The following is an 18552-nucleotide window of genomic DNA, read 5'->3' as shown; positions in this document are numbered from 1 at the left end:
GGAGCCCGCATGGCCAGTCCCCTGCTGTCCCTCACCTGGACCGACCACGTCACCGGCCGCCAGGGCTTCCTGGTCGTCGACCGGCTGGTGCGCGGTGTCGCCAGCGGCGGCCTGCGGATGCGCCCGGGCTGCACCCTGGACGAGGTCACCGGCCTGGCCCGGGGCATGACCATGAAGGAGGCCCTCCACTACGACCCGGACAGCCGCTACGTCCCGCTCGGCGGCGCCAAGGGCGGCATCGACTGCGACCCGCGTGATCCGGAGGCCTACCCGCTGCTGGTGCGGTACCTGCGCGCCATGCGGCCGCACATCGAGAGCTTCTGGACGACCGGCGAGGACCTCGGACTCAGCCAGGACCTGGTGGACCGGGCCGCGGCCGAGGCGGGACTGGTCTCCTCCATCCAGGCCGTGTACCCGCTGCTGGAGGACGAGGGCGAGGCCCGGCGGCGGCTCGGGGACGCGTTCGCGGTGGAGGTGGACGGGATCGGGCTGGACGAGCTGGTCGGCGGCTGCGGTGTGGCCGAGGCGGCCCTCACGGCGCTGGACCGTGCCGGGGTGCCCCACGCGGGGACGCGGGTCGCCCTCCAGGGGCTCGGCACCATGGGCGGCGCCACCGCACGCTTCCTCAGCCGCGCGGGACTCACCGTCGTGGCCGTCGCCGACATCAAGGGCACGATCGCCAATCCGGCGGGGCTCGACATCGAGGCGCTGCTGGCCGCGCGGGATCTCCACGGCACGGTGGACCGTTCCGTGCTGCGCCCCGGCGACCGCGAACTGCCGGGCGACGCCTGGCTGTCGGCCGACACGGACGTCCTGGTGCCCGCCGCCGTCTCGTACGCGATCGACGCCGGGAACCAGGACCGGATCACCGCCCGCTGGGTCGTCGAGGCGGCCAACATGCCCGTACGGCCGGAGGCGGAACGGCTATTGGCCGCACGCGGGGTGACCGTGCTGCCGGACGTCGTGGTCAACTCGGGGACGAACGCCTGGTGGTGGTGGACGCTGTTCGGGGACATCGGCGCCGACGCCGAGGAGGCGTTCGCGCACACACGCCGCTCGATGCGGTCCCTGGTCGAGCGGATGCTGGCCCGCGCACAGGCCGACGGCACGACACCGCGGGCCGCCGCCCACGCGCTCGTGGCGGACCGGCTGCCGGTCATAGCGGAACGCTTCGGCTGGTACCGCTGACGGACGGCGAGGCCCTCGCGGGCACCTTGCCGGACCGGCCGAATACACACGTCAAGCGGGTGCACGCGCGTGTGTAGGGTGACGGCGTGACGAGAGTCCGGTTGAGCGTGGCGGAACGGCGCGGCGAACTGCTGAGGGCCGCCGTCGAGCAGATCGAGGCCCGGGGTGTGACGGCGGTCAGGATCGCCGACGTGGCCTCGGCGCTGGGTGTGAGCAACGCGCTGGTGCTCTATCACTTCTCGACCAAGGAGAGGCTGGTCGCCGCCGCGTTCCGGCACGCGGCCGAGGCCGATCTCGCCCATCTGCGCAGGCTCCTCGGCCGCCGTACGTCGGCACTGCGCCGGCTGCGGTCGGCCGTACGGTGGTACGCCCCGACAGGCCAGGCCAAGGGCTGGCCGCTGTGGATCGAGGGCTGGGCGGCGGCACTGCGCGAGCCCGCGCTGCGGGAGGTCACCCAGGACCTCGACAGGCAGTGGAAGGCGGCCCTCGCCGAGGTCATCGCGGAAGGCGTGGCCGGGGGCGAGTTCCACTGTCCCGACCCGCAGGGCACGGCCCTCCGCCTCACCGCCTTCCTCGACGGCCTCGCCGTCCAGCTGACGTCCTACGCGGGCGCGCTGCCACGGAGTCGGGCGCAGGAGTGGGCCGAGGAAACACTGGCTCGCGAACTCGGCCTGGAGTCCGCGGCCTTGACCCGGCCCTGACCGGGCCGGCGATCCAGGGCTGCCGCCCCTCCCCTCTCTATGCGCGGTCGCCGGTGCCGCCTGAGGTCGTCTCAGGTTTGGTGTGGAGAACCTCCCGGGCCTGCTCCGCGGCGCGGATGAGGCTCTCGGCGACGAAGTCGACGAAGCGGGCGATGTTCTCGAGGCGGGTGGCGGCCGGGGTGTCGGGGCCGAGGACGCCGACGCCCTGCCGTGCGGTCTCGGCGAGCTGGGCGCTGGACCGGGCGCTGGCGATCATCGACTGGTAGAAGACGTCGTCGTCGACGGCGTAGCGCTCGCGGCGCCCCTCGTCGCGTTCCCTGCGGATGAGGCCCTGGCTTTCGAGGAACGCGACCGCTTTGGAGACGGACGCCGGGCTGACCTGGAGGTGCCGGACGAGTTCGGACGCGGTGAGGCTGCCCGCGTCGGTGGTGTAGAGGCAGGTCAGCACCCGGGACATCATCTTGGGCAGACCCTGCCCCATGAGGAGGGTGGTGAACTTCGGGCCCACACGTCCGCGAACCGGTCGCGCAGCGGGAAAGCGAGCTGACCGGTGCCGCAGGCCAGGTCCAGAAGGCGTCCACGCCCGGAGGGGGCCGTGCGGCGGGCCAGGTCGGCGAGCATCGCGTCAGGGTAGGGAAGACGGAAGCGGTCGTAGTAGCTCGCGGTGCCCCGGTACAGAGCGGGGTCGAACCTCACCTCGTCGGCCATGCGGCCACCCTCCCACGGGTCCGCCCCGCCAAGCGGCTTCTGATCCGTCCCCGGGCCATCACGGGGCAACGAACCCGCCACACGGCAAACGCCGGTGATCAGCCTCGGACCTGGTGGGTGGTTGGGCATCCCCGGCGTGCTCGTCGCCTCAGAAGTGCGAGGCGACCGACCGCCCTTCGGCTCTGGCACGCAGTTGCAGCTCGTAAGCGAGTCAAACCGCAAGTCGACGAACACCCCTGCTCGTCGCGCAGGTTCGAAGCGAACTCCCCGCCCTTGCCCCGGGACGCGTGCGCGCCCGCCTACGGCGAGAAGGGGACGTGTCGGGGAGGGGTGTCCGCGCAGTGGTTGGGCGTCAACGGACAGTCAGTCGTCGTCCGACCCCATCGCGCCGTACCGAGGACGGAAACCCCCCGACGCGGCCCCGACCCACAACCGGCGAGAAGGCGCTACGCGCACCCCCACCGAAACCGCACAGGCCGCCGCAGGCACCCCGCCCAACCGCCGGAGGCACGCGCACGCCCGCCCCCTCACGCCACCGAAGCGATCCGCATCCTGATGTCCTCCGGCGACAGAGCACCCTTCGCCGTCACGTGATCCCCCGACGACTCCCCACGCAACCGCCGCCCGATCCACGGCACCAGGAACTCCCGCGCCCAGTGCACATCGTCCCGCCGGACCTCGAGCGGCCCGCGCGCCGGCAACGGCGGCCACGGCTGCTCCGGGTCGGCCGGAACCTCCAGCCCGAGCACCTGCCCCGCGCGGAGCGCCACTCGCGTGTGCCCCTCGGGCGACAGGTGCAGCCGGTCGGCGTCCCAGGCCCTGCGGTCCTGGACGCTGCGCAGGGACCACAGGTCGAGGACGGGGCAGCCGTACCGGTCGGCGATGGCCCGGACATGCCCGTTGTACGTCGCGATCTTGCCGCGCAGGTGCTTGAGCACGGGCATCCCACGGGTGTCGAACCCGGTCGTCACCATCACCGTGCCGGCCACGGCGGTGAGCCCCACGAGGGCCCGCTCGAACCGCTCGGCCACCTCGTCCGGGTCGGTTCCGGGCCGGAGGATGTCGTTGCCCCCGGCGCAGAACGAGACGAGGTCGGGGGCCATGTCGACGGCCCGCGGAACCTGGTCCGCCACGATCTGGTCGAGGAGCTTCCCGCGCACCGCGAGGTTGGTGTACTGGAAGTCGCCTTCGGGCCGGCGGTCGGCGAGCAGGACGGCGAACCGGTCGGCCCAGCCGACGAACGCCCCGTCGGGGCCGGGATCACCGACGCCCTCGGTGAAGCTGTCCCCCACCGCCACGTACGACCCGATCACTGCTCTGCTGTCACTCTTCGAATCGTCTGCCACAGCCGCTCATGATTCACCCTTTAATGTGACCTACGCGACCGTAGGCAAGGGTTGACGGGCGGTGAGATAAGCCACTTCCCAAGTGTTCGCCAACTCCGGAATAGGTCACCCGTCAGCGATGTTGGGGGGTCAGTCGCCATACCCGGAAGCCCGTGATCCGGAAGTGGCTCCACACGGTCCGGAAGGCGAAGTGCCCGCCGGTGTACGGCTGCGGGTCCGTGTAGTCGAAGACGAGGCGCCCGTTGTTCCACCACCTCACCGTCGAGCCGTCGGAGACGATCCGGACCCGGTGGGGCTCGTTGGGGACCAGCAGCGGCTCGGAGTAGTCGTAGACCAAGGGCCGCACGCCGGGCTCGCCGACGTACCGCCGCAGCCGTGTCGTGGTGTTGTAGTTCGCGCCATAGCCCGCGTAGTACGTCGTCAGGTGGTCGTACTCCTCCAGCGCCCCACCGCGCGGCGTGGCGAAGAGATCACCCGGGGAGCGGACGTCGGTCGCGTTCCAGAAGTTGTTGAGGTCCGAGACACGGTCGTTGACCCCGCCCTCGGAAACCGGCGTGGCGGTGTACTCGAGGACGAACGGCCCGTCGAGCCGCCGCCTGAACCACACGGTCGCCCCGCTCGGCACGTCGATCTCCAGGACGCCGCGAGAGGCGGTCACGGTCCCGCCGTCCTGGAGTTCGGCCGCCCACTGGGAGAGGCCGTGACAGAAGTCGTCGTGGGCGATGAGGCGGCGGTTCCGGGGCGCGGCGTGGGCGGCACCCGTCGGGGCGAGGGCCGCCAGGGCGGCTCCGGCGGTCAGGGCTGCGAACGCTCTGCGAGTGGTCGGCACGGGACACGTCTCCTCGGTGATCCGCCTGGAAGGCTCTAGAAAGCGCTTGCGCTCCGGACTGGATCACTGTGTCCCAACTGCCGCCCGCTGTCGATCCCTTGGGCCCGGCCGATCACGGCAAGCCCGCACACGCCGAAGGCCGGACCCGGGGATCGGGGTCCGGCCGACGGTTGCGTGTCAGGCGGGTGGTCGTGCGGTCGGTCAGCCGACGGAGACGCCGTGCGAGCGCAGGTAGGCGACCGGGTCCACGTCCGAGCCGTAGTCCGGCGTGGTGCGGATCTCGAAGTGCAGGTGCGGTCCGGTCACGTTGCCGGTGGCACCGGAGAGGCCGACCTGCTGTCCCCCGCTGACGGTCTGGCCCGCCGAGACGGAGAGCGAGGACAGGTGGGCGTACTGCGCGTAGCTGCCGTCGTTCAGCTTGAGGACGACCTGGTTGCCGTACGCGCCGCCCCAGCCGGCGGAGACGACCGTGCCGGCGCCGACGGCCTTGAGCGAGGTGCCCGTCGGGACGACGAAGTCGACACCGGTGTGGTAGCCGCTGGACCACATGCTGCCGGACATCCGGTACGGGGTGCCGACGGTGGCGCCGTCCACCGGGGCGCTGTAGCCGCTGGAGGTCGCGGCGGCCGGCTTGGCGGCGGCCGGCTTCGAGGACGACTCGGAGGCGGACGACTTGGGAGCCGAGGGCTTGGCAGCCGAGGACTTGGAGGCCGAGGACTTCTTCGGCGAGGACGGGGACGAGCGCTTGGACTCGCCCGCCGCCGCCTTCTTGCCGATCGACAGCTTCAGGCCCGGGTGGATCAGCGACGGGTCGTCGCCGACGGCGTCACGGTTGTCCGAGTAGAGCTTCTTCCAGCCCCCGTCGACGTTCTGATCGTCGGCGATCTTCGCGAGGTAGTCACCGGACTGCACGGTGTACGTGCGGGCGGCCGTGGCCTTTTCGGCGGCCTTCTTCTCGGCGGCCGGAGCGGACTGGACGGTCTTTTCCGCAGCCGACTGCGGGGTGGCGGCGTGAGCGCCGGCGGCCCCCATGAGCGGAAGGGCGAGAGCGGCCCCACCGGTTCCGGCGACGGCGATGGAGCGGGTGAAGCGCTGGGTCTTCGGGCGGCGGTGCTTACCCTTCGCGGGCATGGCGAATTCCTCTCCGTCGCCTGCGAGGTGAGCTGTCGGGTTCGGGCTGGAGATGCCCGGCCGCGCCGAGGCGCGGCTTAACCCCAAGCCGTTCCGGGAACCGGAACAGGCGTCTTACCTGTGGGTCCCCCGCTCCTGCCGTACGTCGGGTCAGTGTGTGGGGCTCCGGGCGGCGGCAGGATTAGGCGTCCGTCCGGATTGGGGTGGAACGTAAGCGACCAAGACGCAAAGGGACAAGTTCGCGGTTGCCTGTGACGGCGTTTTTCTTGACGCACCGGCACATTTTCCGTGACGGAGCGTGGATTAGCGATCTCCGGCTTTCCTCAATTCCCCTGAATATCGCCAGGATTACGTGCACATGGCAACAACACATCGTCACGAATATGACGATGCTCACGCACCCCGACCTCATCTCCTTTACGATCGGGGCACGTTATGCCGAAATAACCGAAGCACTCTCTATTCGGACAGAACGGCTACTTACGCTTAAGCCGGACGACGGCGGCGTCCAGATCCCCGCGCAGACCGACCCGCAGCCCGTGATGGAGCAGTACGGCACCCCGGTGAACTTCTCCCGTTTTGAGGCATTCGTACGATGCCGCGGGGTCGAGGCCCCGCAGCCGGAGCGCCGGTACGGGCTCGCCGTAGCGCTGCGCCTGGAGCCAGGCCAGGACGACGGTCTCGTCACCGAGGGCGTACTGCACGGCGCTCAGGCCGCCCTCCGGCGGTCGCAGCCGGTACTGGTCGCCACGCTGCACCACGGGCCGGATCTCCTTGTAGAGCGCCACCCAGTCCCGCGCCTCGGCGAGTTCCTCCTCCGTCCACTTCGTGAGATCGCCGCCGACCCCGAGCACCCCGGCCATGGCACTGACGAACCGGAACCGCAGGGAACTGGCCCGCTGGTTGAGCATGGCGTTCGGACTGTCGGTGACCCAGGCGGCCATGACCCGGGCGGGATGGATCTGGCTGAAGCCGTGCTGGATGGCGAGCCGGTCGAGCGGGTCGGTGTTGTCCGAGGTCCACACCTGGTCCGTGCGGCTCAGCACACCGAGGTCGATCCGGCCGCCGCCGCCCGAGCAGGACTCGAAGGCCACCCCGGGATGCGCGGCCCGCAGCCGGTCCAGCAGCGCGTAGAGGGCATGGACGTGGTCGACCCACAGCCGCTGCGGGTAGGGGTCGTCCGGCCAGCCGGCGTCGGTGAAGCAGCGGTTGAAGTCCCACTTGACGTAGTCGATCGGGGCACTGGAGAGCAGCCCGTCCAGCTGCTGCCAGAGGTACTCCTGAACGTCCTCGCGGGCCAGGTTCAGTACGAGCTGATTGCGGAACTCCGTCCGCTTTCGTCGCGGTTGGTACTGCACCCAGTCCGGGTGCGCGCGGTACAGGTCGCTGTCGGGGTTGACCATCTCCGGTTCGACCCAGATCCCGAACTGCATGCCGAGGCCGTGCACGTGGTCGGCGAGGGGCTTGAGGCCGCCCGGGAAACGGTCCGGGTTGGGGGTCCAGTCACCGAGCCCGGCCCGGTCACTCGTACGCGCCCCGAACCAGCCGTCGTCCACCACGAACAGCTCGACGCCCATGGCGGCGGCCCGCTCGGCGAGCGCCCGCTGCTGCTCCTCGGAGATGTCGAATTCGGTGGCCTCCCAGGAGTTGAAGAGCACCGGCCGGTCCCGGTCGGCGTCGGGGATCACGTACGCCCGCTGGTAGGCGTGCCAGGCGCGGCTCGCCCCGCCGAAACCGCCGTCGCTCCAGAGCCCGGCGAAGACGGGAGTCGTGTACGACTCCCCCGCGGCGAGCATCAGCAGGCCCGAGTCGTCGTACCCGGCCCCGCCGGTGATCTGCACGCGCGCGTCCGGGAGCTGGGCCACGGCGATCCGCCAGGACCCGGACCAGCCCAGGGCGCATCCGTAGACCTCGCCGCTCTCCTCCGTCGCGTCGGTGTCGAGCGCGACCCACGGCAGGTGCTGGTGACCGGTGTGGCCGCGGCGGCTGCCGATGACCTTCTCGCCGTGGGTGAGGGCTGAGCGCTCCAGCCGGGACTCGGCGCCCCAGCGGCCGTGCAGCTGGGACAGCCGCCAGGTGTCGCGGTCGGGCAGGGTCCAGGTGGCGGAGTCGGCGCGCAGCACCTCGACGGACGGCCCGCGGTTGTCGAGGGTCACCCAGCGCTCGACCACGTCCGCCGAGGAGCGCATCCGGTAGTGCAGCCTGATGGTCAGGTCACCGTCGCGGAAGCGCAGCCGCAGCTCGCCGTCCCCGGTGTCATGCCCCTCGTAGGTCCACTCGGTGCCGCGCCGCTCCGGGGTGCGGACGGACAGGGCGGGCCGGGCGAAACGGGGGCCGCCCTCGACCGGGTACTCCTCGCGCCCGTCGAGCGGGGACTCGAAGGGCCAGTAGTCCGGCAGCGGCCGGACGGCGAGGGCCTCGGCGTCGGCGAGGCCGATCCGGGGGCCCCAGTGCAGGTGCAGCAGCTCGTCGCGGTCGGTGACGTGAACGGCGTAGCTACTGGCCGGCCCCGAGAGGACCCAGGTACGACCGTCTTCGGAGATGTCCAGCATCAAGCCCTCACAGGTTCGAACAGGCCCGATCAGGAGCGACCAGGCCCCAACATCATCAAGGGCTGCAGGGGCTCCCGGCAACGCCTGTGGACAACTCATTGCCCCAGGCAGGCATGTCGTATCGTCGAGTGATGCCCGTCGACGAGCCGCGCCGGCGGCGCCGAAGGGGAGGAGCCCTCGTGACACAGCAGGTCCCGTCGACCGAGCCCGAGCTGGCCGGAGTGCGCAACTTCCGTGATGTGGGCGGACTGCCGACCGTGGACGGCCGGCGGGTGCGGCAGGGAGTGCTGTTCCGCAGCGGCCACCTCGCGCACGCGACCGGGGAGGACGCCGCCTTCCTGACCACCCTGGGCCTGCACACGATCTTCGACTTCCGCAACGCGGCGGACCAGAAGCTCGAGGGGCCGGACGTCGAGCTGCCGGGCGTGCGCAATGTGAACCTGCCGCTGAGCGACCCGGCCGACGGCGCGGAGTTCTGGCGGATGGTCCGCGACGGCGACCTGGACCAGCTGCGCGCGATCCTCTCGGACGGCAAGGGCGCGAACCGCATGATCGCCTCGTACCGCATGATCATCCGGACCCGCACGGCCGAGCACTCCCGGGTGCTGCACGCGCTCGCCGAGGACAGCGTCCCCGCCCTGATGCACTGCGCGGCGGGCAAGGACCGCGCGGGTCTGTCCATCGCCGTGACGCTGCTCGCCCTGGGCGTCGAGCGCGAGGCGATCGTCGACGACTACCTGAAGTCCAACGCCAAGCACCGCCGCTACAAGGTGCACCGCAGCAGCTCCGCCGCCTCGGCCTACTCCCCCGAGGTCATGGAGCTGCTCAGCCCCCTGTTCGACGCGCGCGCCGAGTACCTGGCGGCGGCCTTCGACACCATCGAGGAGACCTGGGGCGGCGTCGACACCTATCTCCAGAAGGGGCTGGGACTCACCCCGGAGACCCGGGAGCGGCTGCGCGAGCGACTGCTCGACTGAGGACAGGGACAGGCCCTAACGGGCCCCCGCCTCGAAGAGGAAGTACACGAACGCGGCGAAGATGTGCCCCACCACGAGGTAGACGAACAACCGCACCCACAGAGCGCGGGGGAACTTCTCCTCCATGTCCTTCATGGCATGTCTCCAGGGGTGGGGCCCAGGCACAGGGCGGCCGTGGGGCTCTGCAAGAGGGTGTGGACGAAGAGCAGTTCGACGCCGTCCGGGTCCTGGGCGGCGATCCGGTGCGGGGTCAGCGAGTCGAAGTGGGCACTGTCGCCGGGCGCGAGCTGGTGCGTGGTGTCACCGAGGCTCAGCCGCAGCCGCCCCCGGAGCACGTGGAGCCACTCCTCGCCGGGGTGGACGCGCACGATGTCGCCCTGGGAGCCATGGGGGACGTGCACGCGCAGGGCCTGCATCCCGCGGCCGGAGGCGCCCGCCTGCCAGTACGTCCAGCCGCCCGCCGCGGTCGGTTCCATGTCGGCGGCGCGGACGACGGCGTCCCGGTCGGCGACCGTCTCGCCGAGCAGCTCGGAGACCGTCGTACCGTAGATGCGGGCGAGCGCGAGGAGCATCGGCAGGGAGGGCTGGCGTTGCCCGGTCTCCAGGCGGGAGAGGTGGGCGGGCGACAGCCCGGCGGCGCGGGCCGCGCCCTCCAGGGTCAGGGAGGCCCGGCGCCGCAGTGCACGCAACTGCGGTGCGACGGCGGGCAGCGCACCGGCCGCCTGGTCAGCCGACGGGTCGGCCCCGGGCCGCCCGGTCTCGGAGGAGCTCATGCCTCCATTCAGCCGGAGCCTTGCCTCTGCGGCAAATTTATTGCCTCTGAGGCAAAAGCACGAACGTCCGCCCCCGGCGCAAGCGCTACCGGTTGGCCACCGCCTGCTTGACCAGCGTCTTCCCGAAGTCCCAGACCAGCCCGCCGTCATGCGCGTCGTCCATCACGGCCGTGAAGGCGTCGACGAACCGGTCCACCTCCCGCTCGCCGATGATCAGCGGCGGGATCAGCTTGATCACCTCCATGTGGTCGCCGGAGACCTGGGTGAGGATCCGGTGCTTCTGGAGCAGCGGTACGACGACCATCTGCGCGAACAGCCCCCTGCGTGCGGCCTGGAGCACGGCCCAGCGGCTGCGCAGTTTCAGCGACTTCGGCCGGCCGAACTCGATGCCGATCATCAGGCCCCGGCCGCGGACGTCGGCGAGCATCTCGTACTTGTCCGTCAGTGCCGCGAGCCGGGACCGGAGCAGTTCCCCGGTGGCGCGCACGCCCGCGACGATCTGCTCGTTCTCCATCACCGACAGCACCGCCAGACCCGCCGCCATGGCCTGCGCGTTGGACCCGAAGCTCGCCGAGTGGACCAGCACCCGGTCCATCGACGAGTAGACCTTCTTGAAGATCCAGTCCTTGCCGAGCGTGGCGCCCACCGGCACATAGCCGCCCGAGAGCGCCTTGGCCACGCACACCAGGTCGGGCTCCACGCCGTCCTCGTGCTGGTAACCGTAGAAGTCGCCGGTCCGGCCCAGGCCCGTCTGCACCTCGTCGGCGATGAGCAGCGCCTTGTGCCGGTGCAGCAGCTCCTGGGCTGCCCGCAGATAGCCGGGCGGAGCCTCCAGCACGCCCTTGCCCTGGATCGGCTCGACGATCAGGGCGGCGACGTCGCCCTTCCTCACCTCCCTTTCCAGCGCGTCGAGGTCGCCGAGCGGGACGGCCGTGTCGGGCAGCAGCGGGGCGAAGCCGTCGCGGAAGCCGGACTCCCCGTTCACGGAGAGGGCGCCGGTGGTCAGGCCGTGGAAGGCGTGCGCGCAGTACAGGATCCTGGGCCTGCCGGTGACGAACCGGGCGAACTTCAGGGCGCCCTCGACCGCCTCCGTGCCGCTGTTGCCGAAGAACACCCGGTCCAGGTGCGGGCTGTGCGCGAGCAGCTTCTCGGCCAGCAGGCCGGGCAGCGGCTGGCAGTCGAACCGGGTGAGGTCGGCGAGCTGGGCGTCCAGGACGTCGTGCAGCGCCTTGCGCACCACAGGGTGGTGGCGGCCCAGGCCCATCACCCCGAACCCGGCGAGCATGTCCAGGTAGTCGTTGCCGTCCGCGTCGTAGAAGTAGGCGCCCTCGGCGCGCTCGTAGACCTTGTCGAAGCCGATGGTGTGCAGCATGCGCGGGAGCTGGTGGTTGAGGTACCGGGTGTGCAGCTCGTAGCGCTCGGCTCCGCGTTCGGCCAGCAGCGCGCCGAGGTCGAACGCCCCGGCCTGCGACGACTCCGACGCGGACTCGGCGGTTGTCATTCCTGTGGCTCCTTGGACAGCTCTTCCTTCACGGTCAGGCTCGCGCTGATCCGTCCGGCGACCTCGACGGGTGTCAGGCCGATGTCGGCGAGCACCTCCCCGCGCTTGGCGTGCGCGAGGAACTGCTCCGGGATCCCGAAGCGCCGCACGGGGACGTCGACTTCGGCATCGCCCAGGGCCAGCGCCACGGCCGAGCCGACCCCGGCCGCCCGGCTGTTGTCCTCGACGACGGCGACCAGGCGGTGTTCGGCGGCCAGGCCCGGGAGCGCCGGGTCGACCGGTTTGACCCAGCGGGGGTCGACGACGGTGCAGCCGATGCCGCGGGCTTCGAGCAGCTCCGCCGCCTGGAGGCACACCGGCGCCATGGCGCCCACGGCGACCAGAAGTACCTCCGCCCGGTCGGCGCGGTGCAGCACGTCCAGTCCGCCCACCCGGTCGACCGCCGGGATCGACGGGCCGACGGACTCCTTCGGGAAGCGCAGCAGGGTCGGGGCGTCGTCGACAGCGACCGCCTCGCGCAGCTGGGCGCGCAACTGGTCGGCGTCGCGCGGCGCGGCGATCCTCAGGCCCGGCACGACCTGGAGGACGGACATGTCCCACATGCCGTTGTGGGAGGCCCCGTCGACGCCCGTGACGCCGGCCCGGTCCAGCACGAAGGTCACCCCGCACTTGTGCAGGGCCACGTCCATCAGGAGCTGGTCGAAGGCGCGGTTGAGGAAGGTGGCGTAGACGGCGACGACCGGGTGCAGGCCGCCCGTCGCGAGGCCCGCCGCGGACACGGCCGCGTGCTGCTCGGCTATGCCGACGTCCCACACCCGGTCCGGGAACCGCTCGGCGAACCCGCCCAGGCCGACCGGATGCAGCATGGCCGCGGTGATCGCGACCACGTCGTCCCGCTCCTCGCCGATCCTGACGATCTCGTCGCCGAACACGGAGGTCCAGGAGGGCCCGCCCGCCGGCGAGAGCGGCGCGCAGGTCAGCGGGTCCATGACGCCGACGGTGTGGAAGTGGTCCTCCTCGTGGGCGAGGGCGGGTTCGTAACCGCGGCCCTTCTCCGTGAGGCAGTGGACGAGGACCGGACCGTGGAAGCGCTTCGCACGCCGCAGGGCGGACTCCACGGCCCCGATGTCGTGCCCGTCGATCGGGCCGACGTATTTCAGGCCCAGGTCCTCGAACAGGCCCTGCGGGGCGAACGCGTCCTTGAAGCCCTTCTTCGCGCCGTGCAGGGCCTCGTAGAGGGTGGTGCCGATCAGCGGCGTGCCCTGGAGCACGTCCTTGCCCCAGGCCAGCACCTTCTCGTAGCCGTCGGTCGTGCGCAGGGTCGCTAGGTGGTTGGCGAGGCCCCCGATGGTCGGGGCGTAGGAGCGTTCGTTGTCGTTGACGACGATGATCAGCGGGCGGTTCTTGGCGGCCGCGATGTTGTTCAGCGCCTCCCAGGCCATGCCGCCGGTCAGGGCGCCGTCGCCGATGACCGCGACGACATGGCCCTTCTCCCCCTGCACCTGGCGGGCCTTGGCGAGCCCGTCGGCCCAGCCGAGCGCCGTGGACGCGTGGCTGTTCTCGATGACGTCGTGCTCGGACTCCTCGCGCGAGGGGTAGCCGGACAGGCCGCCCTTGCCGCGCAGCTTGGAGAAATCCTGACGTCCGGTCAGCAGCTTGTGGACGTAGCTCTGGTGGCCGGTGTCCCACAGGATGCGGTCGACCGGCGACTCGAAGACCCGGTGCAGGGCGACGGTGAGCTCCACCACCCCCAGGTTGGGCCCCAGATGACCTCCGGTCCTGGCGACCGCATGCACCAGGAACTCCCTGATCTCGTCGGACAGTTCGCCGAGTTCCGCCTCGGACAGCGCCTTCAGGTCGCGTGGTCCCCGGATGGTCTCCAGAATCGTCACGATCGGGCCCCCTTCGGTTCCGTGCTGTTCAGCTCACGGTGACGGCCGGCTCCCCCGACCCCATGCCGTCCTGCTCCATCTGCTCGGCGAGCTTCATCGCCTCTTCGATCAGCGTCTCGACGATCTTCGACTCGGGGACGGTCTTGATGACCTCGCCCTTGACGAAGATCTGCCCCTTGCCGTTGCCGGAGGCCACCCCCAGATCGGCCTCCCGTGCCTCGCCGGGGCCGTTGACCACACACCCCATGACGGCGACCCGCAACGGCACTTCCATGCCCTCGAGTCCGGCCGTGACCTCGTCGGCGAGCTTGTAGACGTCGACCTGGGCGCGACCGCAGGACGGGCAGGAGACGATCTCCAGCCTGCGCTGCCGCAGCCCCAGGGACTCCAGGATCTGGATGCCGACCTTGACCTCCTCGGCCGGCGGCGCCGACAGCGACACCCGGATGGTGTCGCCGATGCCCCGCGACAGCAGCGCGCCGAAGGCCACCGCCGACTTGATCGTGCCCTGGAACGCCGGGCCCGCCTCCGTCACACCGAGGTGCAGCGGGTAGTCGCACTGCTCGGCGAGCTGCCGGTACGCCTCGATCATCACGACCGGGTCGTTGTGCTTGACGGAGATCTTGATGTCCCGGAAGTCGTGCTCCTCGAACAGGGACGCCTCCCACAGGGCCGACTCGACCAGGGCCTCGGGGGTCGCCTTGCCGTACTTCTGGAGGAGACGCCGGTCCAGCGACCCGGCGTTGACGCCGATCCGGATCGGCGTGCCGTGGTCCTTCGCCGCCTGCGCGATCTCCTTGACCCGGTCGTCGAACTGCTTGATGTTGCCGGGGTTGACGCGGACCGCCGCGCAGCCCGCCTCGATCGCGGCGAAGACGTACTTCGGCTGGAAGTGGATGTCCGCGATCACCGGGATCTGCGACTTGCGCGCGATGGTCGCGAGCGCGTCGGCGTCGTCCTGCGTGGGGCAGGCGACCCGCACGATCTGGCAGCCGGACGCGGTGAGTTCGGCGATCTGCTGCAACGTGGCCCCGATGTCCGACGTACGGGTCGTCGTCATCGACTGCACCGACACCGGGGCCCCGCCCCCGACCGCCACCGGACCGACCTGGATCCGGCGCGAGACGCGCCGCTCCGCGATCGGCCGGACCGGTACCTCGGGAACGCCCAGCGGGATGGCGGTCATGGCCTCACTCCCGGTTTCCGGAGACCGTCTCGCGCATGGCGCGCAGGGACTCCTTCAGCGATCCCATGGTGGCGAGGACGGCGGTGGGCTCGTAGCCGCAGTGCGCCATGCAGTTGGCGCAGCGGGGGTCCTTGCCGCGGCCGTACTTGTCCCAGTCGGTCTCCTCGACCAGCTCCCGGTACGTCGGCACATAGCCGTCGCTCATCAGGTAGCAGGGGCGCTGCCAGCCGAACAGCGAGTAGTTCGGGATCGCCCAGGCCGTGCACGGGAAGTCGACCTTGCCCTCCAGGAAGTCCAGGAAGAGCGGGGAGTGGTTGAGCCGCCAGCGGCGCCGGTTGCCGCCCGCGAAGGCCTTCTTGAACAGCTCGCGGGTCTGCTCCACGCCCAGGAAGTGCTCCTGGTCGGGGGCCTTCTCGTAGGCGTAGGCGGGCGAGATCATCATCTCGTCGACCTTGAGGTCGTCGTTGAGGAAGTTCAGCACCTCGATGATGGTCTGCGGGGTGTCGGTGTTGAAGAAGGTCGAGTTGGTGGTCACCCGGAAGCCCTGCCGCTTGGCCTCCTTGATGGCCTCGACCGCCTCGTCGAACACGCCCTCCTTCGCCACCGACTCGTCGTGCCGCTCGCGCAGCCCGTCGATGTGCACCGCGAAGGCGAAGTAGGGGGAGGGCTTGAACTTGTCCATCTTCTTGCGCAGGAGCAGGGCGTTGGTGCACAGGAAAACGTACTTCCGCCTGGCCACCAGCTGACGCACGATCTCGTCGATCTGCGGATGCATCAGCGGCTCGCCACCGGCGATGGACACCATGGGGGCGCCGGACTCCAGCACGGCCCCCACGGCCTGCGCGACCGGCATCCGCTGCTTGAGCACCCCGGCCGGGTGCTGGATCTTGCCGCACCCCTCGCACTTGAGGTTGCAGGCGTACAGCGGCTCCAGCTCCACGATGAGCGGGAACTTGTCCCGCCGGCGGAGCTTCTGTTCAGCCAAGTATGTAGCGACCTTGATGGACTGTCGGAGCGGCATGGCCATCTGGCTCACCTCCTGGGGAGCAGCAAGGAACGGTGCCATTCGAAGAAAGCGGGAAGAACGGAACGAAGGACACGGAAAGCCGATATTCCACCGCGCACCGTGCCGATCCGGACGAGTTCATGTTCTGGAGCGTCCACGACCACCCGGACGGCCGCAACCGGGCGCTCACCCGCGCGCACGGCGCTCAGGAGCGTGGCCGCCGACTCCATGTCGACCGCGATGGCGCCGGTCGCGCGCAGATCCGACCGTTCGTGACCTCGGACTACATGGTCGGAGCCGGTGAGCGGCCCGGTGTGCACGGTCCGCCCGGGCACCGCGCGGCCCAGCTCCTTGACCAGCAGGTCGGTCCCGACACAGGCGGTCGTGCCGCGCGGGTCGCGGGTCTCCTCGGCGACGACCAGGTCACCGGGGTGCATGCCGGGTGCGAGCCCCGCGCAGAAGCCGGTCGCGAGGACGGCGGCGTCGCGCAGGGCCGGATCGGCAAGCATCCGGGTGACGGACCGCTCGGCCGCCGCCGGACCCATACCGGTCCGCAGCACGGTGACCGGCCCGTCGGCGCCGCCACGGTCCCCCGCGCGCAGGGCGAGCTGCTCGATGCCGAGCGCACAGGCGATCAGCAGCGGGGCCGGAGCGGGCTGTGAGCTCATCAGCTCCCCTTGGCGTCGGCGAGCGGCTTCCCGGCCGCCCCGCCGCCCTGGTGCCGGTCGGCGAAGGGCTCCCCGTGCAGGTACCGGCCGAGCGCGGTGAGCGGGAACACCTGCCGGTAGAGGTGGTAGTTGATCGAGAAGTCCCACGGGAAGCCCGTCCCCGTGAAGTACGGCTCGTCCCAGGAACCGTCCTCCCGCTGGGTGGCGGCGAGCCACTCGATGCCGCGTTCGACGGCCTTGGAGTCCCGCTCCCCCGCCGCGAGCAGGGCCATCAGGGCCCACGCCGTCTGGGAGGCGGTCGAGGCGCCCCGGCCGCTCCACTCCCTGACGTACTTGTAGGAGCGCAGGTCCTCGCCCCAGCCGCCGTCGTCGTTCTGGACCGCCTCCAGCCAGGTCACGGCCCGGCGGATCGCCGGGTGCGCCGCGGGGATGCCCGCGGCCACCAGGGCGGGTACGACGGACCCGGTGCCGTAGACGTAGTTGACGCCCCAGCGCCCGAACCACGAGCCGTCGGGCTCCTGTTCGGCCAGCAGCCACTCGATGCCGCGCCGGGTGCGCGGGTCGTGGGCGAGGCCCTCCACCGCGAGCATCTCGACGACGTGGGCGGTGACGTCGGCGGAGGGCGGGTCGATGACCTCGCCGAAGTCGCAGAACGGCAGCCGGTTGGGGAACGGGCTGGTGTTGTCGACGTCGAAGGCGGCCCACGCGCCGTTCTTCGACTGCATGCCGAGGGTCCAGCGCACGCCGCGCCCGACGGCCTTGGCGACCCGCACCGGGTCGTGGTGGGTGATCCGGCGCAGCGCGAGGATCACCTCGGCGGTGTCGTCGATGTCGGGGTAGTTGTCGTTGTGGAACTCGAACGCCCAGCCGCCGGGCGGCAGTCCGGGCCGCTGCACCGACCAGTCACCGGGCCGGACGATCTCCTCGCCCAGCATCCAGTCCGCCGCCTTGACCAACTGCGGGTGGTCGGCGGGCAGTCCGGCGTCGACGAGCGCGATCGCGGCCAGGCAGGTGTCCCACACGGGCGACTGGCAGGCCTCGATCATCCGGGCCCCGTCCTCGCGCCACACGGCGAACCGGTCCAGCGAGGCGAGTCCCTCGCGCATCACGGGGTGCTGGAGATCGTAGCCGAGCAGGTGCAGGGCGATGATCGAGTACACGGCCGGGGGCTGGATGCCGCCCCAGCAGCCGTCGTTCTCCTGCCGCTCGATGATCCAGCGGGCGGCACTGTTCATGGCGGCTCTGCGCAGTCTGCGCGGGGCGACCTTCCTCAGGGCGTGCAGCCCCTTGTCCATCCGCTGGAAGGCGCCGTCCCAACTGAACACCGGGGCAAGCGGCTTGGCCGGGTTCGGGTGGGCGGGGTCGGTGTGCAGCTCGTCCAGCGGGAAGGGCGCGGGGCGTACCGGCCGCTTCGCGGAGACGATCGTCAGCGGGACGACGGTCTGCCGCGCCCAGCAGCCGAAGTCGTAGATGTTGAGCGGCACCCACTTCGGGAAGTAGATGAGCTCCGGAGGAAGTTCGGGGAGGTCCTCCCACTTCCACCAGCCGAACAGCGCCAGCCAGATCCGGGTGAAGACCCGGGCCGCGGCGATGCCGCCCTGCTCGCGGATCCAGGCGGAGGCCTTCGCCATGTGCGGTGCGCCGGGCTCGTCGCCGGCCAGGCGGAGGGCGACGTAGGCCTCGATGGTGGCGGAAAGTTCACCGGGGCCGCCGTAGAAGGTGGCCCACGTGCCGTCCTCGCGCTGCTCGCCGCGGATGAAGAGCGCGGCGGCCCGCGTGGTCTTCTCGTCGCGGATGCCGAGGAACTGACGGAGCAGCAGGTCCTCGGCGTCCATCGTGACGTTGGTCTCGAGGTCGCCCTTCCACCAGCCCTGGGCGTCCTGGCGCGAGAGCAGGAAGTCCGTGGCGCGCTGTGCGGCGCGGGCGGCGGCTTCTTGTACCCCGGCCGCCACGGGGGTGTCGGTGTCGGTTTCGCTGGCCGCGGCGGCGCGGGGTGGCAGGGCCCCGGTGCTTCCGTCGGTCGTCGCTGTCATGGCTTCCCCTTCGTGCAGTGGTGCAAGGTGTGCAGCTGCTGTGGGTCCGCCGTCGGCCGGT

General features: G+C 71.0%; 16 protein-coding genes, 1 pseudogene and 1 riboswitch. Of the genes and pseudogenes, 3 read left to right on the top strand and 14 right to left on the bottom strand.

Annotated elements, in window-relative coordinates; genetic code table 11:
- Positions 1 to 9 precede the first annotated feature (9 nt).
- A complete protein-coding gene (locus CP976_RS37175) occupies positions 10 to 1188 on the top strand; it encodes a glutamate dehydrogenase (protein ID WP_150484270.1) in 1179 nt (392 codons plus the stop codon).
- Between the two features lie 86 nt (positions 1189 to 1274).
- Positions 1275 to 1889: a TetR/AcrR family transcriptional regulator gene (locus tag CP976_RS37170; RefSeq protein ID WP_150484269.1), complete on the top strand. Its 615-nt coding sequence runs from the start codon at positions 1275 to 1277 to the stop codon at positions 1887 to 1889.
- A gap of 37 nt (positions 1890 to 1926) precedes the next feature.
- Here CP976_RS37170 and CP976_RS37165 read toward each other — a convergent pair.
- The 6 genes and pseudogenes from CP976_RS37165 to CP976_RS37140 all read right to left on the bottom strand — a co-directional run.
- Positions 1927 to 2385, bottom strand: a pseudogene (locus CP976_RS37165) (MarR family transcriptional regulator); the annotation flags it as partial.
- Positions 2346 to 2597 carry a class I SAM-dependent methyltransferase gene (locus CP976_RS37160; protein ID WP_150484268.1) on the bottom strand — a complete coding sequence of 84 codons (252 nt, stop codon included), beginning with the start codon at positions 2595 to 2597 and terminating at the stop codon, positions 2346 to 2348. The gene CP976_RS37160 and the pseudogene CP976_RS37165, both read right to left, overlap by 40 nt.
- A gap of 527 nt (positions 2598 to 3124) precedes the next feature.
- Complete coding sequence (locus CP976_RS37155; protein WP_150485670.1) at positions 3125 to 3910, bottom strand: SGNH/GDSL hydrolase family protein; 786 nt, start codon at positions 3908 to 3910, stop codon at positions 3125 to 3127.
- A gap of 145 nt (positions 3911 to 4055) precedes the next feature.
- Positions 4056 to 4772 carry a DUF6250 domain-containing protein gene (locus CP976_RS37150; protein WP_150484267.1) on the bottom strand — a complete coding sequence of 239 codons (717 nt, stop codon included), beginning with the start codon at positions 4770 to 4772 and terminating at the stop codon, positions 4056 to 4058.
- A gap of 201 nt (positions 4773 to 4973) precedes the next feature.
- Positions 4974 to 5903: a M23 family metallopeptidase gene (locus CP976_RS37145; protein WP_150484266.1), complete on the bottom strand. Its 930-nt coding sequence runs from the start codon at positions 5901 to 5903 to the stop codon at positions 4974 to 4976.
- Between the two features lie 4 nt (positions 5904 to 5907).
- A riboswitch (cyclic di-AMP (ydaO/yuaA leader) is annotated at positions 5908 to 6062 on the bottom strand.
- Between the two features lie 317 nt (positions 6063 to 6379).
- The gene (locus CP976_RS37140) at positions 6380 to 8455 is read right to left on the bottom strand and encodes an alpha-galactosidase (RefSeq protein WP_150484265.1); all 2076 of its coding nucleotides are present in this window, start codon (positions 8453 to 8455) and stop codon (positions 6380 to 6382) included.
- 179 nt (positions 8456 to 8634) lie between these two features.
- Here CP976_RS37140 and CP976_RS37135 point away from each other — a divergent pair, with 179 nt between their 5' ends.
- Positions 8635 to 9432 (top strand): tyrosine-protein phosphatase, encoded by a 798-nt coding sequence (locus tag CP976_RS37135; RefSeq protein WP_150484264.1) that lies wholly within the window; start codon positions 8635 to 8637, stop codon positions 9430 to 9432.
- 15 nt (positions 9433 to 9447) lie between these two features.
- Here the strand turns inward: CP976_RS37135 and CP976_RS37130 are convergent, their stop codons facing one another.
- The 8 genes from CP976_RS37130 to shc form a co-directional block, all read right to left on the bottom strand.
- On the bottom strand, positions 9448 to 9567 hold the full coding sequence (locus CP976_RS37130) for a DUF6126 family protein (protein ID WP_086600141.1): 120 nt from the start codon (positions 9565 to 9567) through the stop codon (positions 9448 to 9450).
- Positions 9564 to 10205 carry a helix-turn-helix domain-containing protein gene (locus CP976_RS37125; protein WP_150484263.1) on the bottom strand — a complete coding sequence of 214 codons (642 nt, stop codon included), beginning with the start codon at positions 10203 to 10205 and terminating at the stop codon, positions 9564 to 9566. The genes CP976_RS37130 and CP976_RS37125 overlap by 4 nt, the downstream gene beginning before the upstream one ends.
- Before the next feature lie 85 nt (positions 10206 to 10290).
- Positions 10291 to 11706 carry an aspartate aminotransferase family protein gene (locus tag CP976_RS37120; protein ID WP_150484262.1) on the bottom strand — a complete coding sequence of 472 codons (1416 nt, stop codon included), beginning with the start codon at positions 11704 to 11706 and terminating at the stop codon, positions 10291 to 10293.
- Positions 11703 to 13598, bottom strand: coding sequence for a 1-deoxy-D-xylulose-5-phosphate synthase (gene dxs, locus CP976_RS37115; RefSeq protein ID WP_150484261.1), 1896 nt, complete (start codon positions 13596 to 13598; stop codon positions 11703 to 11705). Before dxs ends, CP976_RS37120 begins: the two co-directional genes overlap by 4 nt.
- 28 nt (positions 13599 to 13626) lie before the next feature.
- A complete protein-coding gene (gene ispG / locus CP976_RS37110) occupies positions 13627 to 14784 on the bottom strand; it encodes a flavodoxin-dependent (E)-4-hydroxy-3-methylbut-2-enyl-diphosphate synthase (RefSeq protein ID WP_150484260.1) in 1158 nt (385 codons plus the stop codon).
- Between the two features lie 4 nt (positions 14785 to 14788).
- On the bottom strand, positions 14789 to 15811 hold the full coding sequence (hpnH, locus tag CP976_RS37105; protein WP_150484259.1) for an adenosyl-hopene transferase HpnH: 1023 nt from the start codon (positions 15809 to 15811) through the stop codon (positions 14789 to 14791).
- 5 nt (positions 15812 to 15816) lie between these two features.
- On the bottom strand, positions 15817 to 16458 hold the full coding sequence (locus CP976_RS37100) for a phosphorylase family protein (protein ID WP_150484258.1): 642 nt from the start codon (positions 16456 to 16458) through the stop codon (positions 15817 to 15819).
- A complete protein-coding gene (gene shc, locus CP976_RS37095; protein ID WP_150484257.1) occupies positions 16458 to 18491 on the bottom strand; it encodes a squalene--hopene cyclase in 2034 nt (677 codons plus the stop codon). The genes CP976_RS37100 and shc overlap by 1 nt, the downstream gene beginning before the upstream one ends.
- Positions 18492 to 18552 lie beyond the last annotated feature (61 nt).

The organism is Streptomyces coeruleorubidus, from assembly GCF_008705135.1.
GTDB lineage: Bacteria > Actinomycetota > Actinomycetes > Streptomycetales > Streptomycetaceae > Streptomyces > Streptomyces coeruleofuscus.
Note: the sequence above shows the minus strand (reverse complement) of the source record. Positions and strands in the feature narration are given on the sequence as shown.